Origin of the sequence: Streptomonospora arabica (assembly GCF_039531585.1) — a bacterium.
GTDB classification, from domain to species: domain Bacteria; phylum Actinomycetota; class Actinomycetes; order Streptosporangiales; family Streptosporangiaceae; genus Streptomonospora; species Streptomonospora halophila.
This window is the reverse complement of the sequence record NZ_BAAAQI010000003.1, coordinates 35,003-60,617: the sequence shown is the minus strand read 5'-3', so window position 1 is coordinate 60,617 and position 25,615 is coordinate 35,003. Positions and strand designations below refer to the sequence as shown.

Here is a 25,615-nt window from a genome sequence, read left to right as displayed (position 1 = left end):
CGGGGGATTCCATTCCTCCGGCGCCCCGCATCTGCAGAGAGGTTTCGGGGCAAACGCCCTGTTCCGACTGATCGGGGGACTCGATCCGGCTGCAGGGCCTCGTATCGGGAAAGTGACGAGCGCGACTCCGGCGGCTATGGAAATGCCGATCTCGAACCGTTAACATCTCGTGTTGTACGGGCGTACAACAGGGTGGTTTCGACGAGCCCGACTGCGGTGAAACTTCGTTCCAAGCGGTCCCGCTCTCGAACTCGACCCCCTATCCCGTTGTCCTTCACCTGCCAGTGATCATTTTTCGCATGCGTAACACGAGGTCATTCGGGCGAAACGGCCGCGTCCTAGGCTGTCGCACCAGGATCGGCGTTCCCGGCGATTTCAAGGAGATGGATATGGTGCCCACCATGGTGCTCGTCGCGGACGATTCTCAGGACACCGACCGCAAGGAGGCCCTGCAGGGCCTGGCTGACGCCGTCGCGCAACGGGGCGAGGCCCCGGTTGTTCCGGCGTTCGGCTCCGGCGGCGATGTGCGCCGGGCCGTCGACTCCGTCGAGGGGCCGATGGTGGTCGTGCCGGCCTTTGTTGCGGGCGGCGACTTCGCCAGTTCCCTGGTGTTCTCCGATCTCGACCTCGAAGGCCGCTTCGACGCCTGCCCGACCGCGCCGCTCGGTGCGGTGCCCTCGATCGTGGCGGATCTGGCGGGGCGGCTCGTCGAGTCCGGATGGTCCTCCGGCGACGGGGTCGTGCTCGCAGCCGACGGAAGCACCGGTCAGGAGGAGCGCCAGAGCGTCACCGACGTCGCCCGCATGCTCAGCCGCCGGCTCGGCTCGCCGGTCCAGGTGGGCTATCTGAACTCCTGGGCGCCTTCGGTCGGCGACGCGGTCGAGCGGTTGCGGCGCAACGGGCGCGACCGGGTCGCCGTCGCGGCCTGGCGCCTGGTCGAGGGGCGCGACTACGAGCGGCTGCACGAGATGGGCGCGACCTCGGTCACCGCCCCGCTGTGGCCCTCCGAGATCGTCGTCGACAGTCTGCTGGCCCAGCACCGTGCGGCCAAGGCGCGCCTGGCGGCCTGAGACGCCTTCGACTCGGCGGGCCGCGGGCACGGGAGGTGCGGGCGGGAGCGGGTTCCGGGCAGCGCCGACCGGGATCCGCTCCCGCCCGCAGGCCTGTCGCGGGCCGACCGGCTCGGGAGCCGACGCCGCGCGGTGATGCGGTAGCGTGATCGTTCCGCTGCCGGCCGTAACCCCGCCGGGTTCGGCGCCAAGCCGACGCTCGATCCCCGGAGCCGCCGCAGGAGGTGACCAGCCGGATGCGCGGCGTCGTGCTCCTCCGGGCTTCCCGCAGGCGGCCCGGCGGCCCGGCCCGCCCCCGCTGCCCCGCCGTCCGGGCGCCACGTGCCGCCTCGCGATCGCCGATCGGGCCGCCGTTCCTCCTCCGACCAGGGAAAGGGAGGAGAGGCCCGCGAGTGGGTAGGTCCGCGGGTGCGTCCCGCGCCTTTAGCCGCGCACCGACGACTCGGGGTGGTCGCAGTCCGGTAGCGCAGCCACGCCCAGGGGCAGGCCGATGCACAAGGTGGGCAGATGAACGACATCACACAGCAGCTTGTCGACGAGCAGCAGAAGCAGCGGCTGGTCCGCAGGTTCGGGACCGGCGCCATCGCCTGGCTGGCCGACCTGCCCGCCCTGGTCGACGAACTGGCCGCGCAGTGGGACCTCACCGTCCAAGGGCCCGCACCGCACGGGCGCACCTCGGTGGTGCTGTTCTGCCGCCGCGCCGACGGCACCCCCGCGATCCTCAAGGTCTCGCCCGACCCCGCACTGGGCACCTCCGAGGCCCGCGTGCTGCGGCTGTGGCAGGGCACCGGCCGGGTGCCGGCCGTCTGGGAGGTCGATCCCGAGCGCAGCGCCGTACTGCTGGAGGCCGTAGGCAAGGGGCGCACGGTCGCGCTGGTGGGTGAGGTCCCGGACATGGCCGAGATCGCCGCGCTGATCTCGGACCTGCACTCGGTGAACGTGCCCTGCAACGACCTCGGCCAGCTGCATCCGCTGAACAGCCGGATGAACTTCATCTTCGACATGTGGGAGCGCGAGCGCCAGAACGGGCGCGCCGCCGAGATCGTCCCGCCGTCGGCCATGCACCGCGGCCACGCCCGCGCCCGCGACCTCTCCCACGCCGAGGACGAGGACGACGGCGGCGCCGTACCGCTGCACGGCGACCTGCACCCCGGCAACGTGCTCTACGGCGGGCCCGAGCGCGGCTTCGTCGCGGTCGACCCCCGCGCCTGCATCGGCGACGGCGCCGCCGACGCGGTCGACTGGGCGGTGTGGCAGGCCCAGGACCTGGAGGAGGTCGACCGCCGGGTGGCCGTGCTGGCCGCGGGCATCGGCGTGCGCGGCGAGCGGCTGATGGCCTGGTGCCGCGCCTGCGCCCCGCTGTTCGCCGTGGCCGCCGCCAACCGGGGGCGCGCCGACACGCCCCACTTCGCGATGCTGATGCGGCTGGCCGCGGGCTGAAGGCCGCGGCCGCCGACCGCCGCGTGCCTGCGGCCCGTGGCGCACTCGGGTGCCCCGCGCCCGGGGCGCGCAGCGCCGCTCTTCCGCGCGGGGCTCAGCGTTGGGGACCGGTGCCGCTCCCGCACGGCTGAGGAAGGAGTGTCGGGGCGGGTCCCCTGTCGACCGGCGAGAACGCAGCGGGAGTGGTGCCGGGGCGCCGCGCGCAGGAGCACAGCGACCCGGCAGACACGCCCTACCCCTTCTCGAACCGGTAGCCCATGCCCGCCTCGGTGATGAGGTACAGCGGGTGCGCCGGGTCGGGTTCGAGCTTGCGGCGCAGCTGGGCCATGTAGACCCGCAGGTAGTTGGTCTCGCTCTGGTAGTTGGGCCCCCACACCTCGTGCAGCAGCTGGCGCTGGCTGATCAGCCGCCCGGCGTTGCGTGCCAGCACCTCCAGGATGTGCCACTCCGTGGGGGTCAGCCGCACCTCCTCGTCGCCGCGGGTGACGCGCTTGGCGCCGAGGTCCACGGTGAACGCGGCGGTGGTCACCACCGGCGCCTCCTCGACGTGCATGGAGCGGCGCTGGGCCGCGCGGATGCGGGCCATGAGCTCGTCCATGCCGAACGGTTTGGTGACGTAGTCGTCGGCGCCGGCGTCCAGGGAGCGCACCTTCTCGCTGGAGGAGTGGCGGGCCGAGAGCACGATGATGGGCACCGAGGTCCAGGCGCGCAGACCCTCGATGACCTCGCCGCCCTCCATGTCGGGCAGGCCCAGGTCCAGCAGTACGACGTCGGGCGGGTGCTTGGCCGCGGCCTGCAGCGCGGAGGCGCCGTCGAAGGCGGTGTCGACGTCGTAGCCGCGCGCCCGCATGTTGATCCGCATGGCCCGGATGATCTGCGCGTCGTCGTCGACGACCAGGATCCGCATTCGTCACACCCTACGTTTCGGAGGAGGCGCCGTCGGGCGCGGTGGGGGAGGCGCCGGAGGGCCCCTGGTCGGCGGCCGCCGCCGCGGGCGGTACCGGCGCGCCGCCGCGCGCGGGGTCGGCCGTGGTGCTGTGCAGCGTGAAGACCATGGTCAGGCCGCCGCCCGGGGTGTCCTCGGCGGTGAGCGTCCCGTCCATGGCCTCGGTGAATCCGCGCGCGACCGCCAGACCCAGCCCGATCCCGGTGCCCCGGGGAGCGTCGCCGAGGCGCTGGAAGGCCTCGAAGATGCGGTCCTTGTGCTCGTCGGGAACCCCGGTCCCGTGGTCGGCGACCCGCAGTTCGACGGTGTCGCCCAGGGCGCTGGCCGACAGGCGGATGGCCGGCCGGCCGGGCGGGTTGTGGCGCGCGGCGTTCTGCACCACGTTGGCCACCGCGCGCTCCAGCAGCCCGGCGTCGGCGCGCACCCGGGGCAGGCTGTCGGGCACGTCGACGTGCACGGTGTGCGGCGGTATCCCGATCAGCGTGGCCGGGACGACCTCCTCCAGGCCCACCGCGCGGATCTTGGGCTGGACGGTGTCGGTCTGCAGCCGACTCATGTCCAGCAGGTTGTCGACCAGGCTGTTCAGCCGGTCGGTGGACTCCTCGATGTTCTCCAGCAGCTCGCCGCGGTCGTCCTCGTCCAGCTCGATGTCGACCGAGCGCAGGCTGGAGACGCTCGCCTTGATCGAGGTGAGCGGAGTGCGCAGGTCGTGGGAGACGGCCGCGAGCAGTGCGGTGCGGATCTTGTTGCGGGCGGCCTGGCGCTTGGCCTCGGCGGCGTCGCGCGCCAGGCGCTGGCGCTCCAGCGCCATGCCGATGTGGGTGGCGAAGGCGCTGAGGATGCGCCGGTCGGAGGCCGGAAGCACGTGCCCGTGCAGGGCCAGTGCGAGGGAGTCGCTGACCGAGACCAGCGCGTCGGCCTGGTCGGGGGACTCGCACGGGGCCCCGCCCACGGACTCCACGTTGGTCCACCCGCCGCTGTCCTCCTGGCGCAGGAGCGTGACCGAGCGCTGGCCGAAGGTCTCGCGGATGCGGCGCAGCAGCGCCGGCAGCGGTTCCTGGCCGTCGATGACGCTGCCGGCCAGCAGGCTGAGCGTGCTCGCCTCGGCCTTGGACCGGCTGGCCTGCATGGCGCGGCGTTTGGCCAGGTCGACCACGAACGCGACGAGCACGCCGACCAGGATGAACACGGCCAGCGCGATCCCGTTGCCGGGGCGGTCGATGGCCAGCCCGTACAGCGGGGGTGTGAACAGGAGGTCCAGCAGCAGTGTGCTCCACACCGCGCACATCAGCGCCGGCCACAGCCCTCCGGTCATGGCCGCGGCGATGGTGGAGACCAGGAACAGCAGGACGTGGGTGGTCAGCCCGGCCCCCGCGGTCATCGGCAGCTGCAGGGCGGCGGCCAGGAGCACCGGGCCGAGCACGCCGATGATCCAGCCCCAGACCTGCCGGGCGCGGCTCAGGGAGCCCGGGCGGGGCGGCAGCAGGTTGCGCCCGCGCCCCACCTCCTCGTGGGTGACGATGTGCACGTCGATGTCGCCGGACTCGCGGGCCACCGTGGCGCCCACGCCGGGACCGAAGATGTACTGCCAGGCGCGCCGGCGCGAGGAGCCCAGCACGATCTGGGTGGCGTTGACGCCGCGGGCGAACTCCAGCAGCGCGGTGGGGATGTCGTCGCCGATGACCTGGTGGTAGGTGCCGCCCAGCTCGGCGAGCAGCTTGCGCTGCCCGGTGATGACGTCGGGCAGCGGATGGGCGAGGCCGTCGCTGGCGACCACGTGCACGGCCATCAGGTGGCTGGGCTGGGGCCGTCCGCCGCGGGAGCGGGCGGCCACGCGGGCGGCGCGGCGGATCAGGGTCTCGCCCTCGGGTCCGCCGGTCAGCGCCACCACCACCCGCTCGCGGGCCTCCCAGGTCTGGCGGATCTTGTGCTCGCCACGGTAGAGCGCCAGGCCCTCGTCGACGCGGTCGGCGACCCACAGCAGCGCCAGCTCGCGCAGGGCGGTCAGGTTGCCCTCGCGGAAGTAGCTGGAGAGGGCGGCGTCGATCTTCTCGGCGGGATAGATGTTGCCGTGGGACATCCGCCGGCGCAGCGCGTGCGGGGACATGTCGCACAGCTCGATCTGGTCGGCGCGCCGGACGATCTCGTCGGGGATGGTCTCGTGCTGGCGCACCCCGGTGATCTGGCGTACGACGTCGTTCAGGGACTCGACGTGCTGGATGTTCAGCGTGGTGATCACGTCGATGCCGGCGTTGAGCAGCTCGTCGACGTCCTGCCACCGCTTGGCGTTGCGGGTGCCGGGGGTGTTGGTGTGGGCGAAGTCGTCGACGACCGCCACCCGCGGCGCGCGCCGCAGCAGCGCGTCGAGGTCGAGCTCGCCGGGGCCGCCGCCGGGCTGCGCCGCGCGCGGCAGCTGTTCCAGGCCGTCGAGCAGCTCGGCCGTTCGGGGGCGGTCGCGGGTCTCGACCAGGCCGATCACGACGTCGGTGCCGCGCTCGCGGCGCCGGTGCGCCTCGCCCAGCGCGGCGAAGGACTTGCCGACGCCGGGAGCGGCGCCCAGATAGATGCGGAGCTTGCCACGTGCCACAACTCCATTGTGCGGCGAATCCGCCGGGTGGGCGAAGCGCCTCCCGGAACCTGTGGACGGCGGTCGCGGGCGGCGATTCCGGCGCGGGCGGCGGGGCGGGAGAATGGACGCGCCCATCCCTCGGCCCGGAGGTGCCGCAATGGCCGCAGAGCCGCCCTTCCCGCCCTCCTACCCGGGCGGGCGGTACGGGCCGCCGCCGGGCGGCGCGGACTCTCCCTTCCCCGGTCCGCCGGGCGGGCCGCTGCCGCCGCGCGTCCCGGGCGGACCGAGGCCGGGCCCGCCGGCGCGCCCGGCGGGTGATCCGGGCGGCGCAGGGGCGGGGAGTCCGCCGGGCCCGCAGCAGGACGGCGCCGCGCCGGCCGGCCCTGGCCGGGCTGCGCCGCGGCGCGCCGCCGGGTTCGACGCCGCGGTCTCGGTCGCCGTCGTCGCCGGATCCGCGTGGTTCGCCCTGCGCGGCGACCCGCCCTACGCCGACATCGCCGCGTGCGAGGACCTGCTTCCCGCCGGGGCCGCCGACCACGTGCCCGGGATCACCGGCGCCGCATTCAACGGCGTCGTCGTGACCGGCGCGCGCATCGAGGACTCCGACCCGCACGTCGTGCAGGAGGCGCGGTGCTCGGAGTCCGACGAACCGGCCGCCCGCTTCCCGATGTGGGTCGGCGTGCGCCGCTTCCGCCCTGCGACCCGGGAAGCCGACTACGCGGTCCTGCGGCGCGTGCTCGACCGCGAGCGGGTCGAGCTGGCCGGCGGCGTCGAGGTCGGCTCCACCGGGCGCGCCGCCGACACCTACTTCTTCGCGGGCGCCGCCGACGTCGAGGTCCGTCGGCTGGACGCGGGCGACGAGGGGTTCTCGATCGCCTACTCCGACGCCGAGGACGCGCCGATGCTGGAGGCCGCCGGCGGCGGCGACACCTGGGCCGTCGCCCAGTTCCGGGACCGCAACCTCATGGTGCAGGTCGTCTTCCACGGCACGGCGGCGATGAGCCTCGGCGAGAAGGTGGAGGCGGTCACCGGGATGGCCCGCCTGGTCGAAGGCCGCGCCGCAGCCACCGGGCGCACCGTCTAGCTGTACTCCGCCCTCGGGTCGGTGACACCGGCGCCGGCCGTCGGTCCATAACGACGGCCTCCAGTGCAGTGGAGCAGCCGTCTGCACACCACTGGAGGCCGTCGCGGCCCACGCCGGCCCACGCCGGCGCACGCCTGACCGCCTTTCCGCCGCTACGACGCCGAAGGCACAGCCCGACCGTGCTGGACCACCGCCGCACCCACGCAGCGGTCCCGACGCCATCGCCGCGGCCGCCCGGCGGGTGTCAGCGCGGTGTCGGAGTGGACAGCGCAGGGCGTCGAGGGCATTCCGGCCGCTGGGACGCGCGACCTCCACACCGATACCGGAGGCCCTCTCTCATGCCGGTGCCGGGGGCGCCGTTCACGACCTCGATGGTCAGTACGGCTAGCGGGTAGGGTCCAGGACCAGCTTGCCCCGGGTGGCGCGCGAGCGCAGGTCCTCGTGCGCGCGGCGGGCCTCGCCGAGCGGGTACTCGCCGCCGAGCACGGCGCGCAGGCGGCCCGCGCGCACCAGGTCGAACATCTCGGCCATCGCGCGCCCGACCACGTCGCCGGGCAGCTGGAAGGCGTGCGGCAGCCACATGCCGCTGACCGTCGCGGAGTGGCGCATCAGGTTGGGCAGCTGCACCGGTTTGGGCGCCTCGCGCGAGGCCATGCCGTAGAAGGCGAGCCGGCCGAACGGCGCCAGCGCGCGCAGGCTCTCGTCGGTGACGCGGCCGCCGGTCATGTCCAGCACCGCGTCCACGCGGCGGCCCTCGTTGGCCTCGACCAGGGCGGTGGTCATGTCCTCGGCGCGGGAGTCCACCGCCGCGTCGGCCCCCAGCTCCAGGGCCAGCTCGCGCTTGTCGGCGCTGCCGGCGGTGGCGATCACCCGGCCGGCGCCGAAGGTCCTGGCCAACTGGACCGCGATCGAGCCCACGCCGCCCGCGCCGGCGTGCACGACGACGGACTCGCCCTCGGCCAGGTGCACGTTGTGCCGCAGCAGCACCCAGGCGGTGGAGCCCTGGACGAGCAGCGCGAGCGCGGTGCCCGCGTCGACCCCGTCGGGGATGTCGACGGCCATGCCGGCGGGCGCCACCGCCCGCTCCGCGTAGCCCCCGCTCTCGACCATGGCCACCACCCGGCGCCCGTCGGGCGTGCGCCCGACGACCTCGCTGCCGGGCACCAGCGGCAGGGCGCTGCTGGAGAGGTAGGTGTCCTCGACGCGGTGGGTGTCGGCGTAGTTGACACCGGAGCGCTCGACCTCGACGAGGAGGTCGCCGGGGCCGGGTACCGGGTCGGGGAGGTCGGCGGGGCGCAGGACCTCGGGGCCGCCGAACTCGGTGATCTGGATCGCTCGCATAGCGGTGCTGTCTCCCAACGTGGTGTCGACGGGCCGGCCACGCCACAGACCGACCGGATGGTATGTGCCCGAGCCTAGTCGTGCGCCTCGCCCGCTCGGTCCAAGGGGGCAGCGGCGTGTCGGGACTCACTCCCGCGCGCCGAGGCCGGGGAACCTCGGCGGCCGCTTCTCCAGGTAGCTGCCGATGCCCTCGGCGAAGTCCTCGGCGGCGAAGGCGTCGGCCATCAACCCGGCGGACTCGTCGGCGGCGTCGTCGAAACCGGCCTCCTGGGCGCGCAGGACCTGGCCCTTGACCGCGGCCATCGAGCGCGGCGAGCACTCGGACGCCAGCACGCCGGCGTAGGACAGCGCCTCGGCGAGGACGTCCTCGCGCGGCGGGGAGAAGTCCACCAGCCCCATGTCGCGGGCCTCTGCGCCCAGCACCACGCGGGAGGACAGCAGCAGGTCCATCGCCCGGCCCTGGCCTACCAGCCGCGGCAGCTGCCAGGCGGCCGCGTACTCGGCCACCAGGCCGCGCCGGCTGAAGGAGGTGGTGAGCTTGGCGTCGTCTGCGGCGAAGCGGACGTCGCAGAAGAGCGCGAGCACCAGCCCGACCCCGGCGGCCGAGCCGTTGACGGCGGCGACGACCGGTTTGCGCAGTCTCGCCGGCGCGGCCATCGACCGCCCGTCGACCTCGATCCGGGCGCCGCTGATACCGCTGAGCGTGTCCATGTCGGCTCCGGCGCAGAACGCCCGCCCGGCGCCGGTGATGACGATCGCCCGCACCGCGGGGTCGTCGTCGGCCTCGCGCAGCAGCGCGAAGAGCCGGTCGGCCATCCCGGGGGTCCAGGCGTTGAGCCGGTCCGGACGGTTCAGGGTCAGCAGCAGCACGCCGCCGTCGCGTTCGCTCAGCACGGGCGCGGGGTGGGCGCCGGCCTCCTCGGGCGGGGGTTGGTCGGTGGTGCGGGCCATCGCGGTCCTCCCGTTCGTCGCTGCGGTCGCCGTGCCGGGGGCGCGACCGGTCGGGGTGCGGCCGGCTCCGGACCGCCGGTCGGCCAGATCCTACGGGCAGGGCACCGGAGGTTCGTTACTCCCGCAACACGGACAAATCAGGTACATTCCCATTGGCACTACCGGCCCCGGGGTCGAAGCACACGGTGAGGGAGCCGTCCCGTGGCACTCGCGCGCACACGGATCTACACCGACGACACGCGCCTGTTCTGGTTGCAGCTGGGCAAGGTGGCGCTCGGGGGTGCCGCGCTGTTCACCGGCTTCTGGGTGTTCGGCGTCCACGACGCGGTGCTGTGGTCCAGTGCGGGGATCTCGGTCGCGAGCCTGGCGGCGATGATCCTGCTGGCCTGGCGCACCCGTGTCGCCTACGGCCGCGTGCGCTTCGTCCTGGACGGCACCACTCTGCACTACCGCCGCGGGGCGCGCGGGGACCGCTCGGAGAGCCGCCGCTACGACCTGGACGAGATCGCCAGCGTCCAGCTGCGGATGCACGTCGGCAGCGCGCAGTCGCTGGAGTTCGGGTTCAACAGCCACGGGCTGCCCGAGCTGCGGATCGAGACGCTGGACGGGCAGGCCGACCGCTACCGGGTGCTCGCGCTCGACCTCGAAGGGTGCGAGGAGTTCCGCAGTTTCGTCACCCACGTGTGCGACAGCGGCGGCATGGAGAAGCGCAGTCCGGGCACGAACGGCACCGACGCGGTGATCGACCGCTGGGACAACCCGGCGTGCCCGCGAACGGTGTCCTGAGCTTTCCGCCGCGGGCCGGGTGCCGCGCCGCGACCTCACACCGGCTCCGCGGCGGGCGCGCCGAACGCGCCGGCGACCACCGTCGCGTCGTCGTGGCGCTTGCCGTGGGCGACGCCGCGGCGCTCCTCCTCGGCGCGCACCCAGGCGACCAGGGAGTCGGGGCCTTCCGCCTCCAGGAAGCGCCAGATCCGCCGCCACGGGTGCCCGTAGTGGTCGGCCAGCCGGGCGCAGCCGTCGGTCATCAGCGCGAACCCGGCACCGGCGGTACGCGACACCCCGGTGACTGCGCGGTAGGCCGCCTCGGGTACCGCGCCCGCCACCCAGAACCCGCCCTCGGTGTTGCGGTGCGCGCGGACCAGGCCGGCGCTGTAGGGGCGGCCGCCGGGAAGGTGCTCCACGCGGTCGTCGGTGGCCGCGGCGACCTCTCCGCTGCGCTCGGCCAGCAGCACCGTGCAGTCGGCGAGCACCAGGTACTCGACCCGGCGCTCCCCGGTCGGCGCACCGGAGGCCGGGCCGCCGGGCTCGGGCCGCGCGACGGCGACGGTGGCCGACGGGCTGTCGGGGTTGTCCAGGTCGCAGGTGCCGCCGTGGGCGCGGCGCGCGGACTCGATGGCGGCGGCCAGGCAGTCGGCCAGCGGCGCGGGGCGCTCGGCGGACAGCTCGGCGACGAGCCCGCCGCACAGCCGGTCCACCAGCCAGGAGACGCCGTGCCGGCAGCCGGAGTCCACGGCGGGCGGTGCCGTCGCGCCGTCGATCACCAGCGCCCAGTCGGAGCCGGCGCACACCCGGTCCTCGTTGGCCGGGCCCTGCCCCTGCTCGCTCGCGAAGCTCATGCGCACCTCAACAGCCTAGGAGACGCCCGGAGGCCGCTCCCGGACAGACTCCGGCGGGCCGCGCCCCACGCCTGCGACGCGACCGCGCGGCGCCGCGCGCCGAACCCGCCCGCGAGCCCCGCCGGGGGTGGCGCCGGGGGTGGCGCGCGGGAGGGGGTGCGCCTTTCCAGCGGCCTTCTAGGCGCGGCGGCTCCGGGAGCCCGGGACGAGGCCCTCTGCCCGGAAAGCCTCGGCGAAGGGGGCGGTGAGCTCCGCGAGGCGCTCGCACCCCCGGGCCCCGATCGCCGCGTAGGGCCCGGCGGAGAGGACGTCGGTGCGCGTCTCCAGATCCGCGCGCAGGGTGCGCCCGGCCTCGGTCAGCGCGAGCGCGCCCTCCGGGTCGGCGGTGACCAGCCCGCGCCCGACCGCGCCGCGGATGCCCTCGGCCCACTCCTCCTCGCTCCAGCCGCGGCTCCTGCGCAGGAACGACGTCTTCATCGCGCCCGTGGCGGCGTGTGTTGCCAGCGCCTCCAGCGGTGCGAGTCGCGCGTCGACGAGGGTCGCGATGTGGCCGTCGCCGCGGAACTCGCGCAGCAGGGTGGCGGCGTGCCAGAGCACCGTGTGCGGCTCGCCGGGCCACTCCAGTCCGGCGTGGCCGGCGAAGAGCGGGCGCCCGGGCGTCAGGCCGGCTGCGGCCTCCGCGGCCGTACGGGCCAGCCCGGCGGCCTCCTTCATCCGCTCCGAGCCCACGGCGTCCTCGCCGAGGACGCGGCGCAGGACCTGGTCGGCGACGTCGAGTCGGGTCCGCAGCACGGTCTCGGGCGCGGCCAGCGACCACGCCCTCGGGATGGCGGAGCCCACGAGAGCGGGGCTGAAGCTGTAGAACGCCGCCGTCACCGTGCCCGGGTCCACGGCGCCCATGGCCGCCGACCGGGAGGCGAAGTAGGCCAGGGCGCGGTCGTCCAGCCCGATCGCGGCATAGCGCTCCCGGGCCTCCGGTGCGAAGTAGACGGGGATGTGGATCGGCTCCAGGGCCGACCAGGCGGTACGGGCGAGCTCGGGGGACGGTGCGTCGTCGGGCATGGCGCTCTCCTGATCTCGTCGGGGCGGGCGGGCCGTGCGGGTGCCGCCGGCGGGGCGGGGACGCCGCGGGACCCGCGCCCGCCCCGCAAGGCTAGACAGGGCCGCCCGGCGGGCCGAGACCGCCCCACGGGTTGACACCGACCGGTCGGTTTGCGTAGGAACGACAACGGCGGCGCGCCGGTCGGCGGCCCGCCCGGCGACCGCGAACGGGAGCGCTCATGGAGGCTTCGGCCACGACCACGTCCGGGCGCGTCAGCGGCGCCGTCGAGAGCGGTGTGAGCGTGTTCCGCGGCATCCCCTACGCGGCGCCCCCGGTGGGGGAGGCGCGCTTCGCGGCACCGCGCCCGCCGGAGCCGTGGGCGGGCGTGCGCGAGGCGGTCGAGTACGGGCCGACCGCGCCCCACCCGCCCTACGAGGCCGGCATGGCCGACGAGCTGCCCGAGCGCGACATCCCCGGACCCGAGTGCCTCAACCTCAACGTGTGGACCCCCGGCACCGGGGAGCGCGGCCTGCCGGTCATGGTGTGGGTCCACGGCGGCGCGTTCACCAACGGGTCCGGCGCCGAACCCGCCTACGAGGCGCGGGCCTTCGCCAGCAGCGGCGTCGTCGCGGTCACCCTGAACTACCGGCTGGGGGCCCAGGGCTTCGCCCTGGTCGAGGGCGCACCCGCCAACCGCGGGCTGCTCGACCAGATCGCGGCGCTGGAGTGGGTCCGCGACAACATCGCCGCCTTCGGCGGCGATCCCGACCGCGTCACCGTCTTCGGTGAGTCCGCCGGCGCCATGAGCGTGGTCACCCTCATGGCGATCCCGCGCGCACGCGCACTGTTCCGCCGCGCCGTCGCCCAGTCGGGCGCGGGCCACAACACGGTCTCCGCCGAGGACGCCGCCACCGTGGCACGGGTGCTCGCCGAGCGCCTGGGCGTGCGGCCGACCGCCGCCGACCTGGTCGGCGTGCCGCAGAAGCGCCTGCACGAGGAGCAGTCGCGCATCGCCGCCGACCTGCGGGGCGACGTCGACACCCGCGTGTGGGGCGGCCGGCTGCCGGTCCTGGGCACACTGCCGTTCTCACCCGCCGTCGACGGCGAGGTGCTCGCCGAGCGGCCCGTCGACGCGCTGCGCGCGGGCGCGGGCGGCGACAAGGACCTGCTGATCGGCACGACCACCGAGGAGTACCGGCTCTTCCTCGTCGCGCCCGGCCTGATCGACCACCTCCGCGAGAGGCACGTCACCGCGCAGGCCGACCGGCTCGGGCTGGCCCCGGGGGCGGCCGAGGAGTACCTGCGCCGCGCCCCCTCGCCGGGTGACGCCTACGCGGAGCTCGGTACCGACGCCGTCTTCCGCATCCCCGCCTACCGCGCCCTGGAGGCGCGCGCGGCGGCGGGCGGGGGCGGGCGCACCTACGGCTACGAGTTCGCCTGGCGCTCTCCCCGCTTCGGCGGACGGCTGGGCGCCTGCCACGGCCTGGAGGTCCCGTTCGTCTTCGACAACCTCCCCGGACCGGACGAGCCCCGGCAGCTCGCCGCCGACATGCACGCGGCCTGGGTCCGCTTCGCCTCCACCGGCGACGCCGACTGGCCGCGGTGGGACGCGCAGCGGCGCCCGTTCATGCGCTTCGACGCCCCGGAGCCGGCGGTGGTCCACGACCCGGGCGCCGAGACGCGCCGCCTGTGGGAGGGGCTGCGCGACTAGCCGGCGGAGCGGCGGAGCGGTGGGCGGAGTCCGGCCGGGCCGCTCGGGCGTGTTCGACGGGTCCGTGGCGGGCGGCGCACCCGGGTGCGCCGCCCGCCACCGGCGGCGGAGGCGCGAAGCGCCGTTCGTCGGGCGCGGGGCGCTGCGGCAGTCACCGGCGCCGCTCCCGCGAGTCCCGGGGAGGGATACGGGGCGGGTCCCCTGGGCGACCGGCGAGGACGCAGCGGAGCGGTGCCGGTGCGCCGCGCGAGAGGACGGCGACCCCTCGGACACGCCCTCCTAGAGCGAGGGCGTCTCGGTCGGGGCGGACTCGGCGTCGCCGGCGGACTCGCGCGCCCGCTGCTGGGCCGCCTCCACGGTCTCCTCTGCGGAGGCGCGGTCCTGCCATCCGCGGACCTCCGAGCTCTTGCCCGGCTCCAGCCGCTTGTAGATGTCGAAGAAGTGCGTGATCTCCTGGAGCTGGAACTCCGGCATGTTGCGCAGGTCGCGGATGTGGTCCAGGCGCGGGTCCCCTACGGGCATGCACAGGATCTTGGCGTCGGGTCCCCGCTCGTCCTGCATCCAGAACACCGCGACCGGCCGCACCCGCACGACGCATCCCGGGAAGGAGCGCTTCTCCAGCGGGACCATGGCGTCCAGCGGCTCGCCGTCCTCGGCGAGGGTGCCCGGGATGTAGCCGTAGTCCGCGGGGTACTGCGTCGAGGTGAACAGCGTCCGGTCGAGCCGGATGCGGCCCGCCTTGTGGTCCATCTCGTACTTGTTCTGCGACCCCTGCGGGATCTCGACGATCATGTCGAGTTCCATCCGAACCCCCTCCTCGCGGTGTTCCGGTAGTGGCGCCGGAGCGGCTGACACGGCGGTCACCGCCCCTCCTCTCCCGGCGCGCCGGCGCGGCTCGTGCCGGGGCGCCCACGCGCCCGAGCGCACCCGCCGCGCCGGTCGCCACGCCGAACGCTACCCCCGGTCGGCGGGGGAGCGCGGGCCGCCCTCCCCGCGGGCGGGACCCGAAGCGGGCCGGCGGCGCCCGGCACCGGCCGCTGCGGTCCCCTACCCGCGATCACCGGGCGCGTGCGCGCCGGACCGCCGCGGTGCGGGTGACACACGCGACACCGGCGAGGGCGGCCGGTTCCGTGCCGCGCCCCGAGTGGGCCGCAGAGGCGTCCCCGCCCGCCGTGTTCGCGGCCCCGGGTACCGGGCAGGGGGACAGCAGGCTACCGCGGGGCCGCAGGTCACCGCGATACGGCGACGGGGGGCCGGCCATGCGCGTACTGGTGACAGGAGCCACCGGCTACATCGGCGGCCGGCTGGTGCCCGAGCTGCTCGAAGCGGGCCACACCGTCCGGTGCATGGCCCGGTCGGTGGAGAAGCTGCGCGACCACCCCTGGCGCGGCGAGGTCGAGGCCGTGGGCGGCGACGTGCTGGACCCGGCCGGCCTGGACGAGGCGCTGGAGGGCGTCGACGCCGCCTACTACCTGGTCCACTCCATGGGCGGCGGCGCCGCGTTCGCCGAGCGCGACGCCCGCGGCGCGCGCAACTTCGCGGCCGCGGCCGAGCGGGCGGGCCTGTCCCGGATCGTCTACCTCGGCGGACACGCGCCCGACCGCGGCCGCTCCTCCTCGCACCTGGCGTCCCGCGAGGAGGTCGCCGGCATCCTCCTCGACTCGGCGGTCCCAACGGCCGTGCTGCGCGCCGCCGTGATCATCGGCTCCGGCTCCGCCTCCTTCGAGATGCTGCGCTACCTCACCGAGCGGCTGCCCGTGATGACCACGCCGCGCTGGGTGCGCACCCGCGTCCAGCCCATCGCCGTGCGCGACGTCCTGCGCCTCCTGGTCGGGGCGGCCGAGCTGCCGCGCGAGGTCGACCGCGGGTTCGACGTCGGCGGACCCGAGGTCCTCACCTACGCGCAGATGATCCGCCGCTTCGCCCGGATCGCGGGTGTGGGGCGGCGCCTCATCCTCCCCGTCCCGGTCCTCACCCCGGGCCTGTCGAGCCTGTGGGTCGGCCTGGTCACCCCGGTCCCCGGCGCGATCGCCCGGCCGCTGGTGGAGTCCCTGCGCAGCGAGGCCGTCTGCCTCGACGACGACCTGGCCGACATGCTCGGCGACCACGAGCGCCTCGGCTTCGACGACGCCGTCCGCCTCGCGCTGCGCCGCATCCGCGAGGCCGCGGTGGCCACGCGCTGGTCCTCCGCCGCATGGCCCAGCGCGCCCAGCGACCCGATGCCCACCGACCCCCGATGGGCCGGCGGCTCCCTCTACTCCGACGAACGCAGCGTCCGGGCGCATGCCCGCGCCTCCGCGCTGTGGCCGGTCGTCGAGGGCATCGGCGGCGACCGCGGCTGGTACTCCTGGCCGCCCGCCTGGGCCGTCCGGGGACTGATCGACCGCGCCGCCGGCGGGGTGGGGCTGCGCCGCGGCCGCCGCGACCCCGGGCGCCTGCGGGTGGGCGACTCCCTGGACTTCTGGCGGGTCGAGGAGATCGAGCGGGGCGCTCTGCTGCGGCTGCGGGCCGAGATGCGGCTGCCCGGCCTGGCCTGGCTGGAGCTGCGCGTGGAGGACGAGGGCGGGGCCGCCGTCCTGTACCAGCGGGCGCTGTTCCATCCCCGCGGCCTGGCCGGGCACCTCTACTGGTGGGGGCTGCTGCCCGTGCACAGGCTCGTGTTCCGGCAGATGGCGGCCGGCATCGCGGCGCAGGGGGAGCGGGAGGCCGCGCCGGGAGCGGATGCGGCCCCGGCGTGAGCCGGTGCGCGCCGCGCCGGCGCTCCGCGGGGTCAGCCCCCCTCGTCGAGCAGCGGGGCCGGATAGCCCGGAACCGGCCGCTCCGCCTGCCACGGGGCGTGCACGACGGGCGCGGCCTGATCGGCGAGCTCGGGTACGAAACGCCGGATGTAGGCGCCGTCGGGGTCGAACCTCCGGCTCTGGCGCAGCAGGTTGAACGAGCGGTTGGGGCGCGTATCGTTGCCGGTGCCGCCCACCCATTGCCAGTTGCCGTAGTTGTCGGCGATGTCGCCGTCGGTCAGCGCCGCGTGGAAGTGGTCGCCGCCGCGCTTCCAGTGCACGCGCAGCCGCCTGGTCAGGAACGCGGCGGTGAGCAGCCGCGCGCGGTTGTGCATGAAGCCCTCGTCCAGCAGCTGGCGCATGCCCGCGTCCACGACCGGGAGGCCCGTGCGCCCTTCGCGCCAGGCCGCGAATCCGGACTCGTCGCTGCGCCAGGCGGCGTCGCGCCGCCGGTAGTCGCGCCTCGGGAGGTCCGGGAACGCGGCGCAGACCTGGTGGTGGAAGTCGCGCCAGGCGAGTTGGCGGACGAACGAGGCGCACGCGGGGTGTCCGCGGGCGGCGGCCGCCAGCTCCAGCGGCGACACGCAGCCGAAGCGCAGGTCGGCGCTGAGGCGGGAGGTGGCGTCGGCCGCGAGTTCGTCGTGGACGCGCTCGTAGTCGGCGCAGGCGGCGGCGAGCCAGGCGTCCATCCGCCGGCGCGCGCGGGCCTCGCCGCCCCGCTGGCGGCGCGGTGAGAGCGGGCCGGCGCCCGAGTCGGCGAGCCGCCGGGGGACCGCACCGGGCTCGACCCCCGGCAGCGGGTCGAGCCGTGCCGGCGCCGGCACGGGGACGCGCCAGGGAACGGACTCCCAGGCCCGCCAGTAGGGGGTGAACACCCTGTAGTGGTCGCCGTCGGCGGGAGCGACTGCGCCCGGCGGCACGACCGTCACGCCGGGGTACGTGCATACGCCGATCCGCTGTTCTTCGCCGGCCTCGCGCAGGCGGGCGGCTCGGCGGGCGGCGAAGGCGCTTACGTCGGCGCTCAGGTTCACCCGGTCGGCTCCGGTCGCCGCGGCGAGCCTGAGCGTCTCGGTCACCGTGTCGCCGGAGCGCACCACCAGGTCCCCGCCCAGGCGCCGGAGTCCGCCGCGCAGGTCCCGAAGCGCATCGCCCAGATACGAAAGGCGGTTGCGCGCCGCGCCGTCCCGGATCGCGCGGTCGAGGACGAACAGGCACACGACGGGGCGCCCGGAGCGCGCCGCCGCCGCCAGTGCGGGGTGATCGCTCACGCGCAGGTCGCGGGTGAACAGCACGATGGTGGGCCGGTCCGGCACCGGTGTCCTTCCCTCGGAATGTGCTGGGCATACTACGCACGGTGGCTGCCGGTTCGCGAGCGTCCGCCCCGGGTAGCGCGAGAGCATGGCGACGGACGCTGATCCGCAGGCCGGCGCACGTCCCCGGGTGGGCGCGTCGAGCTGCCTGCTCGGGGCGGCGGTGCGATACGACGGCGGCCACTGCCGCAGTCCGTTCCTCGCCGACGTGCTCGACCGGTACGTCGACTGGGTTCCGGTCTGCCCCGAGGTCGAGATCGGACTGGGCGTCCCGCGCGAGCCGCTGCGGCTGGAGCGGGGAGAGGGCGGCGACCGGGCCGTGGCGGGCCGCAGTCGCGCCGACCGCACCGACGAGTTGCGCGCGGTGGCCGACCGCCGCTCCGCGGGGCTGGACCGGCTGGACGGCTACGTGCTGAAGGACGCGTCGCCCAGCTGCGGGCTGTTCGGCCTGCCGGTCGTCGAGGACGGGCACCGGGTCGGCGCCGAGGGGCGGGGCGCGTTCGCGGCCCGGCTGACCGAGATCCGCCCCGATCTGCCCGTCGAGGAGCAGGGCCGACTCGGCGACCCCGTTCTCCGCGAGCGGTTTTTCGAGCGCGTGTTCGCCCACGCCCGGCTGCGGACGCTGTTCGACGGCCCCGCCGCCGACACCGGCGAGCCGGGGAGCGGGGCCGGCGGCGCGGCCGCGGCGGAGGTCCGCTGGCGCCCGCGCGACCTCGTCGCCTTCCACACCCGGCACAAGCTGCAGCTGATGGCGCATTCGCCCGAGGACTACCGCGCGATCGGCCGCATCGTCGCCGAGGCCGGGACGCGGCCGCCGCAGGAGGTGCGGCGCGACTACACCGCGGCCTTCACGCGGGGGCTGGCCGTGCGGGCGAGCCCGGGCCGCAACGTCGACGCGCTTCAGCACGCGTTCGGCATGATCGGCGACCTGCTCGACCGCGAGCGCCGGCGCGACCTGCTCGACTGCGTCGAGCGCTACCGCCGAGGCCTCGTCCCCCTCTGCGCGCCGATCGCCCTGATCCGCCACCACGCCGACGCCGCGGGGGCCGTCTGGGTCGGGGAGCAGACCTATCTGGCGCCCTTCCCGAAGGCCCTGCGGCTCCGCGGCTCCGCGGCGGCGCCGTAGCGCCGGGGCGGCCCGCCGGTGCCGGCGGGCCGACCGCGCCTCTCAGCGCGCCGGATCGATCACCGGGTGCTCACCCGTCTCCGCCAGGCGCTGGAGCAGGCGCTTGCGCAGCGGACCCACCGCCTCCTCCGCCGACTCGGCTGCGGACGGGTCCGCTATGAGGTTGTGCAGCTCGTGCGGGTCGTCCTCCAGGTCGTAGAGGTAGGCGTCGACGTAGCGGTCCGCCGCCGGGGTGTTCCAGGCGTCGGCGCCGGGGGCCACCACCCCGTACTTCCAGCGCGGCGTCCGCAGCGCCCGGCCCAGCTCCGCCTCGCTGATCTGCACCAGCACGTCGTCGGGCCGGTCGTCGGCGGCGCCGCGCACCAGCGGCAGCAGCGAGCGCCCGTCCATGTCCTCGGGGGCGCCGAGGCCGGCCGCGTCCAGCAGGGTCGGCGGCAGGTCGATGTGGCTGACCAGCCGCTCCAGAGGGCTGCCGGTGTCCAGGCCCGGACCGAGCAGCGCGGTCGGCACCCGGATGGAGGCGTCGTGGCAGCTGCGCTTGTACTCGGCGTTGCGGGTCTTGAAATGGCACCCGTGGTCGGAGGTGAACAGCACGACCGTGTCGTCGGCGAGCCCGTGCTCCCGCACCGCCGCCAGCACCCGGCCCAGGCACTCGTCCAGCCGCTTGACCATCCCGAGGTAGCCGCCGAGGTGCTCGGCGGAGCTGCCGCCCAGGGCCGCCAGGTCCCCGGGCGCCCAGGCGCCGGCATAGCGCTCGCCGTAGCCCTCGGGGGCCGGGTAGTCGTCCCGCTCGTTCTGGTGATGGGGCTCCAGGAACGACAGGAACAGGAAGAACGGCGCCTCGCGCTCGCGGGCGATGTAGTCGACGGCGGCGTCGGTGAGCGCGTCGGCGCGGTAGCCGGGCAGCTCGTGCGCCCGGCCCTCGCCGTCGTAGAGGGTGGTCTCGTAGGCGTCGGAGGTGAACTCCAGCAGGTTGGCGGCGAGCCAGTCGCGGTAGCCGCCGCGCTGCTCGGGCCGCACCGGGCCGGCGGTACCGGTGTCGCCGAGGTGCCACTTGCCGATGTAGCCGGTGTCGTATCCGGCGGCGGCGAAGCGGTCGGCGACGGTGGGCGCGTCCTCGGGCAGCGGGATGTTGTTGCGGAAGCAGCCCAGCTGGGCGGGGTAGCGCCCCGTCTGCAGCGAGGCCCGGGAGGGCGCGCACACCGGCTGGCAGGTGAAGGAGTTGCGCACGAGCACCCCCTCCGCGGCCATCCGGTCGAAGTTCGGGGTCAGGTCGAGGGGGTTGCCGTGCGCCCCCGCCGTGTCCCACCGCTGCTGGTCGGTGAAGAACACGATGACGTTCTTGCGGTCGCGGCCGCCTCCGGGCGTGCTGCTCACTGTCGGATTCCTCGTCTTCGCACCGTGGCGCGGCGAGCCCCGGGCCGCCGCGCCTGCCTTTGCGTCGTGTGCCCGGCCCCGCCGCAGCGGGGCCGGGCCGGTGTCCCGCCCTCGCCGTCAGTTCTGCGCCGGGCTGGAGAGGGCGGCCTCCTGTTCGCGCTCGGCCGTGTCCACGTGCCGTGTCTCGCGCATGAACAGAGTCGACACCACCGATACCGCGCCCAGGCCGACGACGAGCAGCGCCACCGGCCAGCTCGCCTCGCCCCCGGCGATCAGCAGCGAGGTGGCGATGGCGGGCACGAAGCCCGCGACCATCGCCGAGGACTGGTAGGCGAACGACATGCCGGAGTAGCGGACCTTCACGCTGAACATCTCGGTGAACAGGGTGGCCTGCAGGCTGGACATGCACACCGCGCCGCCGATGGCGGCCAGCCCCATCGCGGTCCAGGCCCACCACGTGCTGCCCTGCTCCAGCAGCCAGAAGTAGGGGAAGGCGGTCAGCGCCACCAGCACACCGCCGGCCAGGTAGAGCGGGCGCCGCCCGATCCGGTCGGAGATCGCACCGGCCACCGGCATCAGCGCCAGGCCGATCACGTTGTAGACCACGATCCCGGTCAGCGCCACGCCCTGGGCGAACCCGAGCGAGGTGGTCAGGTAGCTGATGGCGAAGGGCTGGTAGATCTGGGAGGTCCCGGCCTCGCCGAGGCGGGCGCCGAACCCGACGACGATGCTGCGCGGGTGGCGCTTCAGCGCCGTCCACAGCGGGATGGTCTCCTGGGCCTCGGCCTTCTTGACGCGGTCGAAGGCCGGGGTCTCCTCGATCTTGAGCCGGACGATCAGCCCGACCGCCAGCAGCACCGCACTGAGCAGGAAGGGAATGCGCCAGCCCCAGGTCAGGAAGGCGTCGTCGGGCATCATGGCGAAGAGGCTGACCACCGACACGGCGATGAGGTAGCCGATCGGGCCGCCGGTCTGCGGCAGACTTCCCCAGAAGCCCCGGCGGGCGCGCGGCGCGTGCTCCACCGTGAGCAGCGACGCCCCGCCGAACTCGCCGCCCAGCCCCAGACCCTGCACCAGGCGCAGGGTGACCAGCAGGATCGGCGCCCATACGCCGATGGTGGCGAAGTCGGGCAGCAGCCCGATGAGGAAGGTCGCGCCGCCGATGATCAGCATGGTCGCCACCAGGACCTGCTTGCGCCCGACCCGGTCGCCGAGGTGGCCGAACAGCAGCGCGCCGATGGGCCGGGAGACGAAGCCGACGCCGAAGGTCGCCAGCGAGGCGAGCGTGCCGATCAGCGGATCGGCGTCGGGGAAGAACAGCTCGTTGAAGACCAGCGCGGCCGAGAGCCCGTAGAGGTTGAAGTCGTACCACTCCAGCAGGGCGCCGGAGAGGCTGGCCGCGATGACCTTGGACATGGGTTGGCGTGGGGTTTCGCTCGGGCTTGTCATGACAGCCTTCTTCGTTGGCGGATGGCGCGTTCGGATCGCGGTCGGGACCGGGCGGGTGCCCCGGCGCGCGTCCGAGGGCGGACCGAAGCGCGGCGGTCCGGACGGGGCGCCGGCGGGTGCGACCGCGGGCGGCCGCCCGCCGCGCCGATGTTGCGGAGTGTGCTGCAGCGGTCGTGTTATTCGATTAACATGACGCACGTTACATCGCTCCCGCCCGCGTCGTCCAGCGTCGCGCCGCGCGCCGCCCGCACGGCCCGCCGGGACCCCCGGGCGGCCGACTAGTCTGCGGGTTGTGGCAGTGACAGAGCCTCCCGAACGACCGACCCAGCGCGACATCGCGCGCCGAGCAGGGGTCTCCACCGCCACGGTCTCCTACGTCCTCAGCGGGCGCCGCGGCGGCGCGAAGCCGCCGCCCGAGGAGACCCGACAGCGGGTGATGCGCGCCGTCGCCGAGGTCGGCTACCAGGTGGACCACGCCGGGCGCAGCCTGCGCCGCCGCCGCAGCGACCTCGTCGCCCTGATGTACCCGGCTCCCTCCAGCCCGTGGTCGGACCGGCTCGCCGAGCAGATGCAGGAGGCGGCCGCCGAGCGCGGCCTGGGCGTGGTGGCCCTGCCGATGAGCGACTCCGCCGCGGGCGAGGCGCTGCTGCGCGTGCTGCGGGAGCGCTACGTCGACGGCGCGGTCCTGCTGCCCGACTGCCCGGTCGACCCGGACGAGATCGCCGTGCTCGCCCGCCAGGGCCTGTCGCTGGTGGTCTTCGACGACGACCTCGATCCCGACGGCTTCGACGTGGTGCGCCAGGACCGCGGCCGCGCCTGCCGGGAGGCGGTCGAACACCTGGTGGCCGCGGGCCACCGCAGGATCGCCTATCTGGGCCACCCCGGAGAGGACCGCTGGCGCAGCGCCCGGTCGGTCAAGCTGCGCAGCTACCGGCAGGTGCTGCAGCAGCACGGCATCGGCGCCGCGCCCGACCTCGTGCTGCCGGTCGCCGACTCCCGCCCCGACGCCTACGCCGCCGTGCGCGAACTGCTGCGCCGCGCCGAGCCGCCCACCGCGGTCGTCTCGGCCACCGACCGCGCCGCCATCGACGCCGTGTGGGCGGCGCGGGACCACGGCACGGCGGTGCCCGGGGGGCTGGCCGTCACCGGCATCGGCAACATCCCCGAGGGCCTGGTGATCAAGCCCTCCCTGACCACCGTGGGCGCGCGCGAGTTCGACTTCTCCGCCCAGGTCGCCCGCCTCTTCGAGCGCCTCGACGCCGCCGCCCCGCTGCCGGGCGAGGTGATGGCGGCGCGCTGGGAGCTGATCGTCCGCGAGTCCGCCTGAAAGGCTCGCGGGAACCGCCGCCGGAGCCGCCTGCTCGGCCTGCTCGCACGGGCGCCGCTCCGGCCTGTGGACGCCTGCCGCACGTCCCCCACCGGCTCTTCTAGCCTTGGGGCGTCCGGTCGGCACCGACCTGAAACCCCTGGAGGCGCCCAGTGAACGCACCGAACGATGCGGCGGGACCGCACGAGCCCGTCGTCGCGCTGCGCAGGGCCGGCACGGCTCTGGTCGTCGACCTCGCTCCCCGAGCGGGGGGCGGGCTTCCCGAGGTGCTGCACTGGGGCGCCGACACCGGTGCGCTCACGCCGGAGCTCGCCGAGCACCTGCGCACCACCTCGGTGCCCGCGGTGCCCCACAGCGCGCCCGATGCGCCCCGCGGGTTCACGGTGCTGGCCACCGAGGCCGACGCGTGGGCCGGTACGCCCGCGCTCAGCGGCCACCGCGCGGGAACGGCCACCGCGCCGCGCCTCAAGCTGCGCGACCACCGCGCCTCCTCCGACGACGCGGCCGACACCCTGCTCCTGGACCTGCACGACCCCGGCCTCGGCCTCGCCGTGCGCCTGCGCTACCGGCTCGACGCCTGGGGAGTGCTGCGCGTGGCGGCGAGCGCCGCGGCGGACCCCGCCGCGCCCCCCGGCTCCGACACGGCCTACGACCTCGCCGCGCTGCGCGTGCTCCTCCCGCTGCCCGCACGCGCCGCCGAGGTCGTCGACCTGACCGGGCGGTGGGTCCGCGAGCGCAGTCCCCAGCGCCGCGACATGGCCGACGGCACCGTACTGCGGCGCGCCCTGCGCGGCCGCCCCGGCCACGACAGCCCGCTGCTGGCGGCCGCGGGCACCCGCGGGTTCGGGTTCCGCTCGGGCGAGGTCTGGGCCGCCCATGTGGCCTGGAGCGGCGACCAGGAGTACCTCGTCGAGCGGCTGCCCGAGGGCGCGGGCGCGCACGCGGCCGTGCTCGGCGGCGCCGAGGCGCTGCGCCCGGGCGAGATCCGCCTGGGGCCCGGCGACGCCTACGAGGGCCCCGAGATCGTCTTCGCCCACTCCACCGGCGGCCTCGACGGCGTCTCGGAGCGCCTGCACGCCGCCCTGCGCGCCCGCCCCGAGCATCCGGCCGAGCCGCGCCCGATCGTCCTCAACACCTGGGAGGCCGTGTACTTCGACCACGACCTCGACCGGCTGCGCGCGCTGGCGGACCGGGCGGCGGCCGTGGGGGTCGAGCGCTTCGTCCTCGACGACGGCTGGTTCCAGGGCCGGCGCAACGCCCGGGCCGGCCTGGGCGACTGGACCGTCGATCCCGACACCTGGCCGCGCGGCCTCGACCCGATCATCGAGCACGTGCAGGCGCTGGGCATGGACTTCGGCCTGTGGGTGGAGCCGGAGATGGTCAACCTCGACTCCGATCTCGCCCGCACCGACCCCGGCCGCCTGCTGCACCCCGAGGGTGAGCCCGGCCGCTCCTGGCGCCACCAGTACGTGCTGGACATCGCGCGGCCCGACACCTGGCGCCACATACACGACCGGCTCGACGCCCTCCTGCGGCGCTACCCCGTCCGGTACGTGAAATGGGACCACAACCGCGACCTGTACGAGGCGGTGCACGCCCCCGGCGGCTCCGCCGCGGCGGGCGCCGACCGCGTGCCCGGAGTCCACCGCCAGACCCGCGCCCTCTACGCCCTGCTCGACTCGCTGCGCGAACGCCACCCCCACGTGGAGTTCGAGTCCTGCTCCAGCGGCGGCGCGCGCGTGGACCTGGGCATCCTGGAGCGCACCGAGCGGGTCTGGGCCTCCGACTGCAACGACCCGGTGGAGCGCCAGGGGATCCAGCGCTGGACCGGCCTGCTGCTGCCGCCCGAACTCGTCGGTTCGCACGTGGGGCCCCCGGTCGCCCACACCACGCACCGCCGCACCGAGACCGCGTTTCGGCTGGCCACCTCGCTGTTCGGCCATGCCGGCATCGAATGGGACCTCACCGCCTGCTCGGAGCGCGACCTCGCGGCGCTGACCGCCTGGACGGCGCTGGTGCGCGAGTTCCGGCCGCTGCTGCACACCGGCCGCACCGTGCGCAGCGACGACACCGGCCCCGACGCGGTGCTGCACGGTATCGTCTCGCCGTCGGGCGAGCGCGCGCTCTACTGCTTCGCCCAACTGGAGACCGCGCCGGCCGAGCAGCCCGGGCGCACGCCGCTGCCCGGGCTCGATCCCGAGCGGCGCTACACCCTGCGCTACCGGACCGAGTTGGGCGACCCTACCCGGGGAGCCGCCGGGGCGCCCGCGTGGATGCGCGCCGACGCCGCCGCGCCGGTGCTGACCGGTGCGGCCCTGGCGCGCCTGGGCGTGCCGATGCCGCGGCTCTTCCCGGCCCAGGCCGTCCTGGTCGAGGCCGTCGCCGCGGAGTAGGGGCGCGGGTCCGGCGGCCGCGCCCGACTGCCGGGAGTCCGCGGGGAGCTGCGCGGGGAGAGCGCGGGGCATGCGCCCTGTCC

19 protein-coding genes are annotated in these 25,615 nt (G+C 75.3%); 9 read left to right on the top strand and 10 right to left on the bottom strand.

Going from position 1 to position 25,615, the window contains the following annotated elements:
* Nucleotides 1-389: 389 nt before the first annotated feature.
* Both ABD284_RS06455 and ABD284_RS06450 read left to right on the top strand, forming a co-directional pair.
* The gene (locus ABD284_RS06455; protein WP_344141566.1) at nucleotides 390-1,070 is read left to right on the top strand and encodes a sirohydrochlorin chelatase; all 681 of its coding nucleotides are present in this window, start codon (nucleotides 390-392) and stop codon (nucleotides 1,068-1,070) included.
* Nucleotides 1,071-1,577: 507 nt separating this feature from the next.
* The gene (locus tag ABD284_RS06450; protein ID WP_344141564.1) at nucleotides 1,578-2,510 is read left to right on the top strand and encodes an aminoglycoside phosphotransferase family protein; all 933 of its coding nucleotides are present in this window, start codon (nucleotides 1,578-1,580) and stop codon (nucleotides 2,508-2,510) included.
* Between the two features lie 232 nt (nucleotides 2,511-2,742).
* Here ABD284_RS06450 and ABD284_RS06445 read toward each other — a convergent pair whose 3' ends face one another.
* Entirely contained in the window at nucleotides 2,743-3,417 is a 675-nt protein-coding gene (locus ABD284_RS06445; protein ID WP_344141563.1) for a response regulator, read from the bottom strand.
* 10 nt (nucleotides 3,418-3,427) lie between these two features.
* Nucleotides 3,428-6,043, bottom strand: coding sequence for an ATP-binding protein (locus ABD284_RS06440; RefSeq protein WP_344141561.1), 2,616 nt, complete (start codon nucleotides 6,041-6,043; stop codon nucleotides 3,428-3,430).
* A gap of 139 nt (nucleotides 6,044-6,182) precedes the next feature.
* Between ABD284_RS06440 and ABD284_RS06435 the strand changes: the two genes are divergently transcribed.
* Nucleotides 6,183-7,109 (top strand): hypothetical protein, encoded by a 927-nt coding sequence (locus ABD284_RS06435; RefSeq protein ID WP_344141559.1) that lies wholly within the window; start codon nucleotides 6,183-6,185, stop codon nucleotides 7,107-7,109.
* Between the two features lie 384 nt (nucleotides 7,110-7,493).
* On the opposite strand, the gene ABD284_RS06430 is transcribed toward ABD284_RS06435, so the two are convergent.
* Together ABD284_RS06430 and ABD284_RS06425 are read right to left on the bottom strand one after the other, a co-directional pair.
* Nucleotides 7,494-8,450 (bottom strand): quinone oxidoreductase family protein, encoded by a 957-nt coding sequence (locus ABD284_RS06430; protein WP_344141558.1) that lies wholly within the window; start codon nucleotides 8,448-8,450, stop codon nucleotides 7,494-7,496.
* A 126-nt stretch (nucleotides 8,451-8,576) separates the two neighbouring features.
* The gene (locus ABD284_RS06425; protein WP_344141557.1) at nucleotides 8,577-9,401 is read right to left on the bottom strand and encodes an enoyl-CoA hydratase-related protein; all 825 of its coding nucleotides are present in this window, start codon (nucleotides 9,399-9,401) and stop codon (nucleotides 8,577-8,579) included.
* A gap of 201 nt (nucleotides 9,402-9,602) precedes the next feature.
* On the opposite strand from ABD284_RS06425, the gene ABD284_RS06420 reads away from it, so the two are divergent.
* The gene (locus ABD284_RS06420; RefSeq protein ID WP_344141556.1) at nucleotides 9,603-10,187 is read left to right on the top strand and encodes a hypothetical protein; all 585 of its coding nucleotides are present in this window, start codon (nucleotides 9,603-9,605) and stop codon (nucleotides 10,185-10,187) included.
* 35 nt (nucleotides 10,188-10,222) lie between these two features.
* Here the strand turns inward: ABD284_RS06420 and ABD284_RS06415 are convergent, their stop codons facing one another.
* On the bottom strand, nucleotides 10,223-11,020 hold the full coding sequence (locus ABD284_RS06415) for a protein phosphatase 2C domain-containing protein (RefSeq protein WP_344141555.1): 798 nt from the start codon (nucleotides 11,018-11,020) through the stop codon (nucleotides 10,223-10,225).
* Nucleotides 11,021-11,197: 177 nt separating this feature from the next.
* The gene (locus ABD284_RS06410; protein WP_344141553.1) at nucleotides 11,198-12,082 is read right to left on the bottom strand and encodes an SCO6745 family protein; all 885 of its coding nucleotides are present in this window, start codon (nucleotides 12,080-12,082) and stop codon (nucleotides 11,198-11,200) included.
* A 218-nt stretch (nucleotides 12,083-12,300) separates the two neighbouring features.
* Here ABD284_RS06410 and ABD284_RS06405 point away from each other — a divergent pair, with 218 nt between their 5' ends.
* Nucleotides 12,301-13,773, top strand: a complete 1,473-nt coding sequence (locus tag ABD284_RS06405) for a carboxylesterase/lipase family protein (protein WP_344141551.1) — start codon at nucleotides 12,301-12,303, stop codon at nucleotides 13,771-13,773.
* 279 nt (nucleotides 13,774-14,052) lie between these two features.
* Here ABD284_RS06405 and ABD284_RS06400 read toward each other — a convergent pair whose 3' ends face one another.
* Nucleotides 14,053-14,577: an inorganic diphosphatase gene (locus ABD284_RS06400; RefSeq protein ID WP_344141550.1), complete on the bottom strand. Its 525-nt coding sequence runs from the start codon at nucleotides 14,575-14,577 to the stop codon at nucleotides 14,053-14,055.
* A gap of 455 nt (nucleotides 14,578-15,032) precedes the next feature.
* Between ABD284_RS06400 and ABD284_RS06395 the strand changes: the two genes are divergently transcribed.
* A complete protein-coding gene (locus tag ABD284_RS06395) occupies nucleotides 15,033-16,511 on the top strand; it encodes an SDR family oxidoreductase (protein ID WP_344141549.1) in 1,479 nt (492 codons plus the stop codon).
* Between the two features lie 32 nt (nucleotides 16,512-16,543).
* Here the strand turns inward: ABD284_RS06395 and ABD284_RS06390 are convergent, their stop codons facing one another.
* Nucleotides 16,544-17,863: a cryptochrome/photolyase family protein gene (locus tag ABD284_RS06390; protein WP_344141548.1), complete on the bottom strand. Its 1,320-nt coding sequence runs from the start codon at nucleotides 17,861-17,863 to the stop codon at nucleotides 16,544-16,546.
* An 85-nt stretch (nucleotides 17,864-17,948) separates the two neighbouring features.
* Here ABD284_RS06390 and ABD284_RS06385 point away from each other — a divergent pair, with 85 nt between their 5' ends.
* Entirely contained in the window at nucleotides 17,949-18,986 is a 1,038-nt protein-coding gene (locus tag ABD284_RS06385) for a YbgA family protein (protein ID WP_344141547.1), read from the top strand.
* A 42-nt stretch (nucleotides 18,987-19,028) separates the two neighbouring features.
* Here the strand turns inward: ABD284_RS06385 and ABD284_RS06380 are convergent, their stop codons facing one another.
* Both ABD284_RS06380 and ABD284_RS06375 read right to left on the bottom strand, forming a co-directional pair.
* The gene (locus tag ABD284_RS06380) at nucleotides 19,029-20,363 is read right to left on the bottom strand and encodes a sulfatase family protein (protein WP_344141546.1); all 1,335 of its coding nucleotides are present in this window, start codon (nucleotides 20,361-20,363) and stop codon (nucleotides 19,029-19,031) included.
* 117 nt (nucleotides 20,364-20,480) lie between these two features.
* Nucleotides 20,481-21,812, bottom strand: a complete 1,332-nt coding sequence (locus tag ABD284_RS06375) for an MFS transporter (RefSeq protein WP_344141544.1) — start codon at nucleotides 21,810-21,812, stop codon at nucleotides 20,481-20,483.
* 292 nt (nucleotides 21,813-22,104) lie between these two features.
* On the opposite strand from ABD284_RS06375, the gene ABD284_RS06370 reads away from it, so the two are divergent.
* Nucleotides 22,105-23,139: a LacI family DNA-binding transcriptional regulator gene (locus tag ABD284_RS06370; RefSeq protein WP_344141542.1), complete on the top strand. Its 1,035-nt coding sequence runs from the start codon at nucleotides 22,105-22,107 to the stop codon at nucleotides 23,137-23,139.
* Nucleotides 23,140-23,291: 152 nt separating this feature from the next.
* Nucleotides 23,292-25,532 carry an alpha-galactosidase gene (locus tag ABD284_RS06365; protein WP_344141541.1) on the top strand — a complete coding sequence of 747 codons (2,241 nt, stop codon included), beginning with the start codon at nucleotides 23,292-23,294 and terminating at the stop codon, nucleotides 25,530-25,532.
* The last annotated feature ends 83 nt before the right edge of the window (nucleotides 25,533-25,615 follow it).